This window comes from Polaromonas sp. (genome assembly GCF_041689105.1).
In the GTDB taxonomy this organism is placed as follows: Bacteria; Pseudomonadota; Gammaproteobacteria; order Burkholderiales; family Burkholderiaceae_C; genus Polaromonas.
This window is the reverse complement of sequence record NZ_JBDNGU010000110.1, coordinates 1-12847: the sequence shown is the minus strand read 5'-3', so window position 1 is coordinate 12847 and position 12847 is coordinate 1. Positions and strand designations below refer to the sequence as shown.

Annotated in this window: 9 protein-coding genes; 2 read left to right on the top strand and 7 right to left on the bottom strand. The window is 65.9% G+C overall.

The genetic code is table 11. The features are described from left to right. Positions 1-167 precede the first annotated feature (167 nt). From ACESMT_RS11955 to ACESMT_RS11945, 3 genes are all read right to left on the bottom strand, one after another. Complete coding sequence (locus tag ACESMT_RS11955; protein WP_372826820.1) at positions 168-1670, bottom strand: tetratricopeptide repeat protein; 1503 nt, start codon at positions 1668-1670, stop codon at positions 168-170. Positions 1671-1955: 285 nt separating this feature from the next. After that, entirely contained in the window at positions 1956-3992 is a 2037-nt protein-coding gene (locus tag ACESMT_RS11950; RefSeq protein WP_372826819.1) for a CHASE2 domain-containing protein, read from the bottom strand. Next, positions 3992-5431 (bottom strand): FecR domain-containing protein, encoded by a 1440-nt coding sequence (locus ACESMT_RS11945; RefSeq protein WP_372826817.1) that lies wholly within the window; start codon positions 5429-5431, stop codon positions 3992-3994. Before ACESMT_RS11945 ends, ACESMT_RS11950 begins: the two co-directional genes overlap by 1 nt. A 383-nt stretch (positions 5432-5814) precedes the next feature. Here ACESMT_RS11945 and ACESMT_RS11940 point away from each other — a divergent pair, with 383 nt between their 5' ends. Then, positions 5815-6510 carry a Crp/Fnr family transcriptional regulator gene (locus ACESMT_RS11940; RefSeq protein WP_372826816.1) on the top strand — a complete coding sequence of 232 codons (696 nt, stop codon included), beginning with the start codon at positions 5815-5817 and terminating at the stop codon, positions 6508-6510. Next, positions 6507-7337: an ABC transporter permease gene (locus tag ACESMT_RS11935; protein WP_372826815.1), complete on the top strand. Its 831-nt coding sequence runs from the start codon at positions 6507-6509 to the stop codon at positions 7335-7337. Before ACESMT_RS11940 ends, ACESMT_RS11935 begins: the two co-directional genes overlap by 4 nt. Positions 7338-7636: 299 nt before the next feature. Here the strand turns inward: ACESMT_RS11935 and ACESMT_RS11930 are convergent, their stop codons facing one another. The 4 genes from ACESMT_RS11930 to ACESMT_RS11915 all read right to left on the bottom strand — a co-directional run. Beyond that, entirely contained in the window at positions 7637-8797 is a 1161-nt protein-coding gene (locus tag ACESMT_RS11930; protein WP_372826814.1) for a glycosyltransferase, read from the bottom strand. Next, positions 8797-10146 (bottom strand): hypothetical protein, encoded by a 1350-nt coding sequence (locus tag ACESMT_RS11925; RefSeq protein WP_372826813.1) that lies wholly within the window; start codon positions 10144-10146, stop codon positions 8797-8799. Before ACESMT_RS11925 ends, ACESMT_RS11930 begins: the two co-directional genes overlap by 1 nt. A 39-nt stretch (positions 10147-10185) precedes the next feature. Next, entirely contained in the window at positions 10186-12057 is a 1872-nt protein-coding gene (locus tag ACESMT_RS11920; RefSeq protein WP_372826812.1) for a PIG-L family deacetylase, read from the bottom strand. Positions 12058-12108: 51 nt separating this feature from the next. Then, positions 12109-12847 (bottom strand): hypothetical protein (locus tag ACESMT_RS11915; RefSeq protein WP_372826811.1); only part of this gene is annotated, 739 nt, incomplete at its 5' end.

The window sequence follows — 12847 nt, the reverse complement described above, 5'->3', positions numbered from 1 at the left end:
GGGATTGGCTTTTGTAGGTCGGGTTAGCGCAGCGTAACCCGACATCGGCGGTTGTGGTGGGATTTGTCGGGTTACGCCCTTTGGGCTAACCCGACCTACGGGATACGGCGGGTACGGGGGCTTTTGTAGGTCGGGTTAGCGCAGACGCAGACCGACATCGGTGGAAGTTACGGCGGGCTCCAGCGCAGGCCGGCGTACAGCGCGGTCTGGCGGCTCTCAAACACGGCCAGGTTGCTGCGCTGGCGGCTGTGCTCGAGCGTGACAAACCCTTCGGCCCCGGCCAGCCAGCTTGTGGGCAGGGGGTGCGCCAGCTCGGCACGCAGGTTATGCCGGCTGGCGCGCCGGGCCAGGTTGCTGGACAACAGGGGGCTGTAGCCGGTGGCGTCGTGCTGGCGGGTGTAGCTGTAGTCGGCGTTGGCTTTGTACCGGCCCAGCCGGGCCTCCCAGGTGGCGCGCAGCTCGGCGCGGCGGTAGCTGCCGCCGGGCCGGGTGGCGCTGTCGGGCTGGTCCTGGCCCAGGCGCAGCTGCAGGCCGATGAGCGGGTTGCCCAGCCCGGCCTGGCTGCCGGCAGCGTCCAAGCTACCGCAGTTGACGGCGGCCAGCAGGCCGCTGTAGCGGCCGTTGAGCTCGGGCGAGGCGGGGTAGCGCCGCAGCTCCAGCTCGGCGCCGGTGCCGGGCCGGCATCTGGCCAGCGGGCCCAGCGACGCGGCAGCAGCCCACTGGCTGGCCTGCCACTGGTGCAGCGCACTGAGGCGCGCGTTGTTGAGCAGGCGCTGGCCGCCAAAATCGACCTGGCTGAGCCCGCTGCGCACCACCCACTGCCGGGGTGCCTCGGGCGCCTGCAGCCAGCTTGCGGCCAGATCGGCCTGCTGGTAGCGGGTGGCGTGTGAGGCGGTGTGGCGGTTGCGCACTTCGGCCTGCAGCAGCCAGAGCTGGGTGCCCTGCGGCTTGAGCGCCTGCCACTGGGCGGTGGTCAGCACGGCATGGCCGCTTTGGGGCCGGGCGCTGGCCAGCAGCGGCAGGGTCAGTGCGCCCTGGGGGAAAGTGAGTGTTAACTCACTGGCAGCGGGGCCGTTGTTGAGGTTGCTGTCGCGGCCCAGCGCGGTGCTGAGCATCCAGCGGCTGCGCCAGGCGTCGGGGTCGCGGTGGGGGTCGGGCGCCAAGCCGTCGCCGGGGTGACCGGGATGGAGGCTGGTCAGGGCCAGCTCGCGCTCGAGCAGGGGGCGCAGGTTGGCGGGCAGGTCGGTACGCGCGGAAATCTGCAGCAGCAGGCCCCGGGCTGAGGCGGTGTCGCCGACGGCCAGCAACGCGTCGGCGTAGTCCAGCAGGGCGCCGGGTTGCTCGGGGTCGAGCAGCAGCGCGCGCTCCAGGGCTTCGGTGGCGGCTGCGGGCTGGCGCAGGGCCAGCAGCACGGCCCCGCGCCAGGCATGGTAGGGCGGGTTTTTCAGGCAGTCGGATGCCATGGCATTGATCTGCGCCAGCAGGGCCTGCAGGGCCAGTGCGCCGGCAGGCAGCGGGTAGGCGGGCTGGGCCGGGCAGGTGGCAGCGGCCGGTGCAGCCCCGGTTGCGGCGGGTGCAACGGGTGCCGTGGTTTGGGCTTGCAGCGGCAGGCTGCCCAGCGCCAGGCAAACAGCCAGGGCCTGCTGAAGTCTGGAAGCGCGGACCCTCACCCCCACCCTCTCCCAAAGGGCGAGGGAGTCATGCGGGGTCTGGACAATTCAAAGGTCATCGGGCCGGAGCAACAAGTTGAAGCCTGCGGCGCAGCCTCTCCCAAAGGGCGAGGAGTCATGCGGGGCCTGGACAATTCAAAGGTCATCGGGCCGGAGCAACAAGTTGAAGCCTGCGGCGCAGCCTCTCCCAAAGGGCGAGGAGTCATGCGGGGTCTGGAGGATTCAAAGGTCATCGGGCCGGAGCAACAAGCGCATGTCTGAGGCCGCCTGAGGAAGGCTTGGCTTTCAAGCTGCGAATTTTTTCTGTTGTTGAAGGTAATGCAGGGTGCTTTGCTCGGCAGCGCTTCCTGGTTGTAACAGCGTTCGCAGTGTAAATACTTTGCAGCCGTGCTGCAAGCCGGGCAACAGAAAGCTGCCGAGCGGTTTGAGGGTCAGGTCGGACTGCTCAAACAGCAGCCCCAGGCGCTCGGCTGCGGTGGGGCCCACCAGCACCGGGTAAGCGACGTCGGCTGTGAGAGCCTGCAGCCGCAGCGCGATGGTGACGGTTTGGCCCAGCACGGTATGCACGCGGCGGCGGGCCGGGCCATACGAGCCGACCAGCGCCATGCCGCTTTCCAGGCCGATGCTGACGCTGAGCGGCTCCAGCCCGAGGCCGGCGGTGTTGGGCAGCTCTTCGGTGCAGCGCAGCCACACCTCGCGGGCGGCGCGCAGGGCCTGCAGCGGGTGATCGGGGCAGGCCAGCGAGCCATTAAAAACGGCCAGGAGGTTGTCGCCGACCATTTCTTCGACCACGCCGCCATGGGCCTGAATGATGGTTTCGGCCGTGCCAAAAAAGCGGTGCAACACGCGCGCGGCGTCTTCAGGGGGCAGCGCCTCGCAGTAACGCGAGAAGTTTTGCAGGTCGGCGGCGAGCACGGTGACGTCGTTGCGGCTGGCCTGGATGTCGCCGCTGGGCTCGGTCAGGGCAATCTGCTCGGCCACCGGGCTGGACAGGTAACTGGAGAGGTTGCGGAAAAGCCGGCCTTTTTCAGCCAGGCTGCGGGCGTGTTCAAACAGGGCCAGGCTCAGCCCGGCCAGGGCGATGGCCAGCGCGGGGCCGGCCCAGCCGACAAACCAGCCGGCCTGCAGCAGCAAGGCGGCATGCGCGGCAAACCCCAGCGCGGCCAGGGCCGCAGCGAGCACGGGCAGCAGCACCACGGCGCGGTGCTGGCGCAGCGGCCGACCGGCCGCCAGAGCGAGCAGTGCGGCGACGGCCAGCAGGGCATAGACCAGCTGCAAGCCGCCTGCCGCCCGGGGGGTGTAGGGCACGGCGTTGTCGAGTGCTGCGACCAGCAACTGGGCGTGTACCTCGGCACCGCTGACAGCGCCACCGAGTGCGGTGGGCACCACATCGGCCAGGCCAAAGGCGGAGGCGCCGACGATCACCCATGCGCCTTTGAGCATGTCGGCGGGCAACTTGTCCTGCAGCACGTCAGCGGCTGACACGGAGGTCATGGCTTGTCGGGAAATGGCGTAGGGCACGCGGACCTGGCCCTGCGCGTCCATGGGAATGGGGCTGCCGGACAGCGCTGGCATCGGCAACCGCCAGGCGGGTTGCCACGGACCGGTGCCGGCCACGGGCAGCAGAGGCGGCGTCTGGCCCGCCGCGCCTGCGCGGGCAGGCGCTGACGGCGACAGCGCCGCAAGGCCGGCCACGGTGAGGCTGGCGTACACACGGTCTTCGAAGCAGACAAACGCCGGCAGGCGGCGCACGGCACCGTCGCTGTCAAGCAGGGGGGTGATGTGCCCGACGCGGGGGTGCAGGCCGGCGGTGTTGGCAATAAACCCCTGGGCGGGCATGGCGGGCGCCTGGCAACCCAGGCCGGGAACGGCCCCTGCCAACGCGCCCAGACGCAGCTGGCTTTCGTTGCGCAGGGCAAACACCTGGGACAGCACCGAGGGGGCTTCGGCGTCGCGGGCGGCCAGCGCCTGCGACAAGCCGGCATTGCCGCTGCGCGTTTCGGGAAAGACCACGTCAAACAATTTGAGCCCGACGCCCTGGGCGTCGAGTTTGCGGGTCAGCTGGGCGATCACTTCGCGTGGCCAGGGCCAGGGGCCGACCTGGGTCAGGCTGGCGTCGTCAATGTCGACCAGAATGACGCGGCGCTCGGGGGTTTCGCTGGCAGACAGGCGCCAGACCAGGTCGGTGCTGCGTTCGTCGAACTGCTTGAGGCTGTCGGGTGCCAGCCCCACCCACGCCAGCCAGGCCAGCGCGGCCAGCGCCAGCGCCATGGCGCGGCTGCGCCAGGGCTGCAGCAACCAGCGGCTGGCCATCGCGCGCATTACCGCGACCAGAGGGTGATGCCAGACAGGACGCCGCCGGCTGCGGCTTTTTCGAAGAGAAGGCCCACGGACTTGCCATCGAGTGCGATGGCACCGGCGACGCCCTGGGTGGCTGTGCGGGCATTAAAAATGCCGTCTTCACGAATGTAGCCAGCGGCCTGCAGCCCGACTTTGCCGGTCGGCGCTGAAGACAGGCTCAAGGCGGTGTTGAACTCGCGAGCCGGGAAGTTGATGGACAGGGAGCCGCCGTCCACGCTGGCGGCCTGAATACCCAGCCCCGAATTGAACTGGGCATGCGCTTGCTGCAGGGCAAAGCGCACGTTGCCCAAGTCGCCGGGCATGGTAAACCCGCCGTTTTCGGTGCGGTACAAAATAAAGTCGTTGTCGCCGACGGTGACCACACGCCCGGCCCGGGCTTCGCCGCGCGCGATTGAGAAGTCAGTGACGCCCAGGGGCCCACCCCCCCAACGACCCCAGGCAAGCTGCGGGGGTTCCGGGGGCACCACGGGGACGGGCGGTATTTTGATGGGTTCGAGCGGTGGCGCCACCACCACGACGGGAGGCACCACGACCACGGGAGGCGCCACGACCACGGGAGGCACCACGACCACGGGCGGCACCACCGCCGGTACTTCACTGGCCTTGCGAACCACCTCCTGCACCAGCGCGGTGGAGATGGCTTCGTCGCTGGAGCTGCGCGCTGCCGGTTTACCGGCCTCACGGGACCGGGCAGCGTCGGCTGCGGGCGAAGCGTCGGCCAGGGCAAACAGGACTTCAGGCGGTTTCACGCCGTTCAGGGGCTTGATCTCGGGCTGGGCCAGCGTACTGCGGAACTCGACCAGCATGTTGCCCATGTCGGCAGACAGCAGCTTGGCGCTGACCGACCCGCAGGGGCCGAAAGCCTGGGGCGAACAACCCGCGCCAAAGGGCGCCATGACAATAGCGCCCTGGTTGACCGTGGCAATGGTTTGGCCGGGTTGGCTGCGCACCACAAAGTCGGTGCCACGAACGCCGATGGCCACCAGCGGGGTGTTCAGGCGAAAACGCTCCTTGGCGCCTTCGGCGGCGGCGCCGGAAATAGCTCGGGTGACGCCTTTTTCAAGGCGAAAGCGCACCAGGGACTGGGCGACCTGCTGCGGGTTGTACTGGTAGTCTTCGATCACCAGGCGGCTGGTGGGACGCACGCTGACCAGCGCGCCATCCACAAACCGGATATGCACATGGCCGCCTTCGGAGGTCTCGATGCGGTCACCGGGGTGCACCTGGCTACCCCGGCGCACGGCCTCGGTGGCGCCACTGGCCGAGACCACCAGCGCCTGCCCGATATGCAGGGTGACCTGGCCGACCGGTTGCACTTGCGCCGCAGCGCTACCGAACGTGGCAAGGCCGACGGCCCCTAGCCACGCAGACGCAAGAACGGAAGCAAGTTGAGTTTTCACGGTGGGGTGTGAAGGGTTGAAGGGTAATAGTTACAAAACTTGTTCGATTGGGCCACAAATCCGGGCCAGGCGATGTGCGTGGGGTCACAAGCGGGTATGTGTTTTTATACAGAAGTGGCGGGGTTTGTCGGGTTACGCCTTTGGCTAACCCGACCTACGGGTCTCGGGTCTCGGGTCTCGGCTGGCCCGCGATGCATTGACGTCTACGGGCTACGAACTTCCCCGAATCCTGTAGGTCGGGTTAGCGCAGCGTAACCCGACATGGGCGGCGGTGCTGCCGCCCTGCCACGCGTCCTGCCGTCCGGCTGGGGAAGTGTTGCACAATCGACGGGCGCCGACCGTGCTTCGCGCGCCTGGCGTTCAGCGCCCTCCTCTCCCCCAACATGCCCATTTCTGTCACTGTTTTGCAAGGTCTTCCTTTGCTTTCCAGCCTGCCGCAGGTGACGGTTACCCATCTGGCGCAACATGCCGTGGAGCGGGTGTACGCCAAGCGCGAGATCGTTCTTCAAAAAGGCGGCACGCCGGCTCACCTGTGCTTTTTGCTGGAAGGACGCCTGCAGGGCGTTGACTTCACCATGGATGACCGGGAGGTGGGCCTGTATTTCATCAACCCCGGTGACTATTTTGGCGAAGTGGCGCTGGTGGACGCCGGGCTGGAGCCAGAGTTTGTGACGGCGGTGGCGCGCTCGCGCGTGGTGCTGATACCGCGCGAGATGATCAAGCCGATTTTGTTTGCCTCGCCAAAACTGGCAGAGTCGCTGTGTGTGCGCTTGGCCGTGCGGCTGCGCAGCGTGTCGGCGCAGCGCCGGATTCTGGGCTTGTCCAACCCCTTGCAGCGGGTCTGCGCGCAGCTTGAGCTGTTGTTCGTTTCGCAGGGGCCGGGCACGGGACGCATCCCCAACGCGCCTACCCACCAGGAGCTGGGCATTATGATCAACGCCAGCCGCGAGACCGTGACACGGGTTTTTCAACTGCTGCAGAGCCGTGGCATCGTGGAGCGCGACGGCAACGACCTGCATCTGCAAGACACCCAATTCATACGCCAGGTAGCCGCCGGAAAAACGGACATCCATAAATGAAGCAAAGAATCAACGCGTTCAGGCGGAGCGACCTGACCGACGCCCTGCTGCCTTCCAGACACAGCTACCTGATCTGGCAAATGGCCAAGCGGGAAGTGTTGGGGCGCTACAAGGGCTCGGCGCTGGGCATTGGCTGGAGCCTGCTGTACCCGCTGCTGCTGCTGGCCACCTACACCTTTGTATTCCGGCTGATTTTCAAGGCGCGCTGGCCGGGGGTGGACGACCACCCCGCCAATTTCGCGCTGAATATTTTTTCGGGGCTGGTGCTGTTCAATCTGTTTGCCGAGCTGGTGGGGCGGGCGCCGCGGCTGGTGGTGGATCAGCCGAATCTGGTCAAACGCGTGGTCTTTCCGTTGGAGGTGCTGCCCTGGGTCGGCGCCACGGGTGCGTTTTTTCATGCGGGGCTGAGCATGCTGGTGCTGCTGGTGGGGGTCTTCGCCATGCAGCAGTCGCTGCCGGCGTCGGCACTGGCCGCGCCCCTGATCATGCTGGCGATGTTGCCGATGCTGCTGTGCATGGGCTGGCTGCTGGCGGGTTTTGGCGTGTTCCTGCGGGACATCGGGCAGGCGATCCCGCCGGTGCTCAATGTGATGATTTTCCTGACACCGGTGCTCTACCCGGCCTCGTCGCTGCCGCAGGGGGTGCAGAACTGGCTGGGCGTGAACCCGCTGACCCTGCCGATTGAATCGCTGCGGGGAGCGCTGCTGATGGGGCAATGGCCCAACTGGACCGCCCTGCTGATGTATGTCGTGATCTGGACGGTGCTGGCGAGCCTGGCGGTCTTTGCGTTCTGGCGCTTGCGACCGGCCTTTGCCGACCAGCTGTGAGAACGAAGATGTCGGGTTGCGCTGGCTGTGGGAACGGAGATGTCGGGTTACGCTTCGCTAACCCGACCTACGGATTCGGGGAAGTTTGCAGGTCGGGTTAGCCGAAGGCGTAACCCGACAAATCCCGCCTCCCCCCGCCGCCCTGTGAGAACGAAGATGTCGGGTTGCGCTGGCTGCGGGAACGGAGATGTCGGGTTACGCTGCGCTAACCCGACCTACGGATTCGGGCAAGTCCGTACGCCGTAGGTCGGGTTAGCCCCCCGGGGCGTAACCCGACACATCCCACCACCCCCGCCGCCCTACAGCTCAAGGGCAGAACGAATGCACTGGTGCTGGTTGACCCAGGTGTATTTGGACAGCGCGTCGGCCCGGCCACGCAAGGACATGTCCGGCGCGCCGACTTGTTGCACGGCTTCGCGGATGACGTCGGTCCACTGGTGACATTGCGCCAGGTAGCCGTTGTCGCCATGGCGGATGGCCCGGGCGTAGACCGTGCTCGGTGACGCAATGCTGATGGTGCCCACGGCTGCCGCTTCAAAATACTTGAGCTCGGACTTGCTGTTGGTGAACACATTGAACTGCAGCGGCATGAGATTGATTTCCACCGACCCGACCAGCTTTTGCAGGTTGACGTAGTCCTGAAAATGATACCGCGTCACGCGTTTGCCAAAACGCTCCAGGCGCGGGCCGGCCTCGATATAACCGACCACCACCAGGCCCAGGCGGGGGTCTTCCTCGAGCAGCTCCTCGAGCGCGGGAATGATCAGCGCGAAGTCCTTGTTGTGGGAGGGCGAGCCGCTGAAGTAGCCGAGGTGGATCAGACCGTCCGAGCCGGGCGCCTGGTTTTGCTTGGCGGCGAAAACGCGCTCGGACAACTCGAGCTGCTCGCGGTTCATGAAGTTGGGCACGACCGCGACGGGCAAGCCTGAAAAGTCGTGGATCTTGGCCGCCAGGACTTCGTTGGTGGTGATGGCGCCGTCGCACAGCTTGAGCGTGGCGCCCATGCGGCTGCAGTAGGCATACCAGTCGTCCCAGACCTGCGGGTTGTGGATGTCCAGGTCCAGTGTCTTGACGAGCAGGTGCACGTAATCGGTATTGAATACAAAGTCATCGATATCGAACAGCACCTTCTTGCCGCGCTTGCGCAAGGCCATCACCACCCGGTTGATGTTGCTGTCGTAGCGGCTGCGGCAGATCACCAGCAGGTCGGCCAGGTCGGCAATGTCATCGAGCCGGTCCAGGTCGGCGATGAAAAAATAGGCGGCCGAAGTCTCGTCGCCGCTGTCGTTGAGCACTTGCGCCATGTTGTAGGCGCGGTAGCGGAAGGTGCTGTTGTTGGGGGTTTCGTAAAAGTAGGCAACCCGTCGTCTGCCGGCGGCCAGGATACGCAGGCGTTCGTGCAGGGGCAGGTGCCAGGGATCCTGGTAATCAAAGGCGGCGACATCTGACAGCGCATACATCAGCGGGGCCCCTCAAAGCGCTGCACCACGTCGGCAAATGAAGCCTTCCAGTCTGTGCCCAGCTGATGGGTCTGGAAGTTGTGGCTGCGCTGGGTGGCGTCGGTGGCCAGCGCCACCCCGCTGGCCATGGCAGCCAGCATGGACTCAAGCTGCAGATCGCCGCAGAGAATGTTTCTCGAGTAGCCGCCGAGGTCCTGCTTGTTGCCGAAGCGGTTGGTGACCACCACCGCGCCGCTGGCGGCCAGGTCGAAGGGCGGATAACTCGGGTGCGGTGTGTACATGAGCGACAGCGCCAGGTCGGTGTTGCCTGCCAGCTCGGCGTATTCGGTCCAGCTCAGGTTTTCGAGTCGTTTGGCGGTGTAGCGGCCATTGTCAAAGCGCAGTTTGGGAATGTCTTTGCCGACCAGCACGATGTCCCACTCATCAAGGTTGACAATGCCCCGGGCAATCGCTGCCTCGAGGATTTCGAGCCCGAAATAAAACAGGTTACGCACGTTGTGGGGCCGGGCGTAAAACAGCAGCTGGCGCTTTTGGCCGGCCTCACGATCGCGCGGCCGGAACACCTCACGCGGGAACGAGGGCTCAAACCACATGCCGTGTGTCGCCACGTTGTGCAAGCCGCTGGCGACCAGATGGTCAAAAAGCAGCTGGGTATTGATGATGAAGCGGATGTCGGTGTTGCCGAGGATTTGCGCACAGCGCATGTGCTCGTCACCATAGGCGTAGAACATCCGCTCGTCTTCCTGCAGCAGGTAGGTGATGAACTGGCTGGGCACGCTGGCCAGGGTGGCGGCGGTGGTCCACCAGGAGGTGGTGATGAACTGCTCGCCCTCGAAACAGTCGATCTCGTAGCTGCTGTCGCCGACGGGCGCGTGGGCGAACTCCACCTCGTGGGTCAATGTGATGCCGTAGGTGCTCAGGACGATCTGCAGGCCTGCTGGCTGGGCTGGCTCGGTCCGCGTGATGATGCGCAGCCGGGACTGCGTGGCCTCGGCCACCAGGGCGGCCATGATCAGGGACGTACCGACGCCGCCGTACAGGCTGCCCTTGTTGATGCTGTCTGTCACCAGACTGATGCGCGGGGGCTGGCTAGCCGGAACCATGAACAACCTCAGCGGCGTGCGGGTCGGAATGTACTTTTGCGCCATTTCGCGTGCGCTGACCCAGCCGTTGTCGTCGCCAAATGCCAGGCTGACCCAGCGCTTGTCTTCACCCGGCATGGCGGCGTCCGGCACCGCGCCGCCAGGCGAGAAACTGCGTCGTTTCACACGGTTGAAAATCTCTCTGAGCAGTCGCCTGGTGCCGTGAACACGCTGGAAGCTCAGCACGCGGTAAAGTAAATTAAACATGGGGGATGGGGCGGGTTTCCGGGAGGGGTGAATGGCAAGTCAGGCTTTGCGCCTGAGCCTGGCGGACAGCCAGCGCAACGGGGCGGTGACTCTCCAGCTGGCACTGCCCAGGAGATCGGCGACCTCGCGCGCATGGCGGGTGGCCTGAAGCTCGGCCTGGGCGCGCTGCTGCTCGGTGCGGGCAAGCTCCTGCTCCACCAGCTTGCGCAACGCCTCGGCATGGACGCGCTGCTGCTCGGTCTCTGCACGCCGTTGCTCGGTGCGGGCCAGCTCCTGCTCGAGCCGCTGGCGCAGCGCCTCTGCATGGGCGCGCCGCTGCTCGGATTCTGCGCGCTGCTGTTCGGCCCGGGTAAGCAGCTGATCCATGTTCACCGCCTGCTGATGGACCGTCTGGCGCTGCTGCACCAGCGATGCTTCAGCCTGCTCAAGCGACCGGTTTTTGTCGGCCAGACGCAGCTCAACATCGTCGTGCGACCGCACCCGCTGCATCAATTGAATGGCCTGGCGGGGCTCCCACCGGGTCTGCCACTTGTTGAAGATGTTCTGGATCGAATCGAGGTTTTCGGAGCTGTCGGTGTGCACGCCCGAACTGTCGGACATGCGGTAAGCCGCACTGACGCCGGGAACATGGGCAAAGGCGGTGTGGCGTGCCACCTGGAGCCAGAAATCCCAGTCTTCGTGAAGGCTCAGCGTCTCGTCAAACTGGCAACCCAGCGCGAGCAGTTTGTGGCTGAACAACACGGCATGGATGGGCATGAGGTTGCCGGCGAGCAGGCGGATCGCGTCATAAGGCAAGTCCATCACCTGGCCCTGCGGCTCGCCCCGGGGGCCCAGCAAGGTCACACCGGTGTAGGCCGCCAGGCTGGCGGGTAAATGCTGCAGCACCTGCGCCAGCCGGGCGACGTGTCCGGGCAGCAGCCAGTCATCGTCATCGAGGAACAGCAAAAACTCTCCGCGCGCCTGTGCCAACGCCTGGTTGGCGGCCTGGCTGCGCTGCAAAGGCTGTTCGGTGGGGATCAGGCGCAATTCGAAAGGACCACAGCGCGGCGGCAGGTCTTGATGCCCGGGTTGCGCCGCCACCACCACCACCTCGATGCGCGGGTAGGTTTGCAGGGCAACGGAGTCGAGGGCTTCCTGCAGGTGCTGGCGGTCCATGCTGCGAATCAATACGGACACCAGCGGCAGGTTGTCCAGGGTGGCGCTGGCCGAAGGACTGGCGCCCAGCGTCACCGGCTGGGCGATGAGCAGGCCGGGCAACGTGGTGCCGAGGTCGGCGGCCGACAGCAGCAGGTAGGCCTCGGCGGCAGTGACCTCGGCGGGCAGGGTGTAGGTGCGGTACAGGTTGAGCGCGGCAATGTGACGGCCGTAGTCCTGCTGCGCCATCTGCGAGGCAAAACACTGCATGGCGCGCTGCTTGGCCTGGGCATGGGCGGTGATGTCGAGCAGCAGGTTGGGGCGCAGGGGGCTGCCCACTTCATAAAAAGCGATGCGCACGCCGGTGCGGCGTACGGCCTCGGCGGCGGCACCAGCGGCCTGCCGGTGGTCGGGGTGGACCTCCCAGGGTGACGGGGCATAGACCAGATCTGCCCCGGTGGCAGCAATCTTCTGCACCAGCCGCCCGACCAGTTCCTGATCATGGCGCAGGGCCCGATCCGGATAAGCCCAGAACTCAGGCTCACCATAACCAAGAACGCCAGCCGCTGCCCGGCTTTCGGCCATTCGCACGGCGACGTCGCCGTACAGGCTGCCATCGGTCAGGACGATCACACTGACCGGTATGCCGTGCTGCACATGGCTGGCCATGGCGCCGCCGCAACCGAATACTTCGTCATCGGCATGCGGGGCGATCACCAGCGCGTGCCGGGCGGGCAACTGGGCAACAGTTTGATAGGGAACGAGATCGGATTCCACGGCGTCCCCGGGAACAAAGCCGCAGATCATAACATTCAGGCAGCGCGCCGATTAACGGAAATCAGTGTCGCCAGCCATCAACCACAGGGGAGCGGGCGGGCGGGCGCTGTCGGCGTCGCGTCCCCAGAGGTTGACCGGGACACGGATGTCGTTCGGTTCCAGTGTGGCCTGGCCTTGCGAAAACTCGTCCACCAGCGCCGAGCTGAACCAGCCTTTCACACTGGCCAGACCGAGCTCTGCGGCATGCATGCGTGCAGCCCGCAGCGCCAGCGCTATACCGTCCCGGGGGCCGAGATAGTCAAGCCACTCCAGATGATCGGGGTGGGCGCGCAAAACGATGGCGGCCAGCGGCTTTGTGGTCCAGCGGTTGCTGACCATCAGTACGCGGTAGCTGTACTCGGGATGCCCGGCATAACGGTAGTTCCAGCGCGCGGCATCGCGAACCGGCAGCAACATGCCGGGCCAGTCCTGCTGCATGTCGCGCCACAACTGGTCCAGCCGGGACGATTCGGCGGTGCCTGAGAGATGATGCACGACCCGGGTTTTGGTGAGCGGGTGGCGAGCCGGGGCCAGGGCTGTCCAGCTCAGGGTGGAGATGACATCGACCTCAAGGTACAAACCCAGCTTGATGCCGAGCGTCACATGCCTGAGGGACGGGAAGCCAAAAGCCAGACGGGCCTCGGGGTAGAGTTCGTGCATGTTGGCAAAATAAGCTGCCGCGCTGCGAAACAGCGGACCGGTCCGCGAGAGTGCGCCCCGGTGTGCCGGCGCCACCATCACGTCGCCGATC

Coding starts and splice junctions, on each gene's coding strand:
- ACESMT_RS11950 (WP_372826819.1), bottom strand. CDS start 3,992: ATGCGCGCGATGGCCAGCCGCTGGTTGCTGCAGCCCTGGCGCAGCCGC.
- ACESMT_RS11940 (WP_372826816.1), top strand. CDS start 5,815: ATGCCCATTTCTGTCACTGTTTTGCAAGGTCTTCCTTTGCTTTCCAGC.
- ACESMT_RS11935 (WP_372826815.1), top strand. CDS start 6,507: ATGAAGCAAAGAATCAACGCGTTCAGGCGGAGCGACCTGACCGACGCC.
- ACESMT_RS11930 (WP_372826814.1), bottom strand. CDS start 8,797: ATGTATGCGCTGTCAGATGTCGCCGCCTTTGATTACCAGGATCCCTGG.
- ACESMT_RS11925 (WP_372826813.1), bottom strand. CDS start 10,146: ATGTTTAATTTACTTTACCGCGTGCTGAGCTTCCAGCGTGTTCACGGC.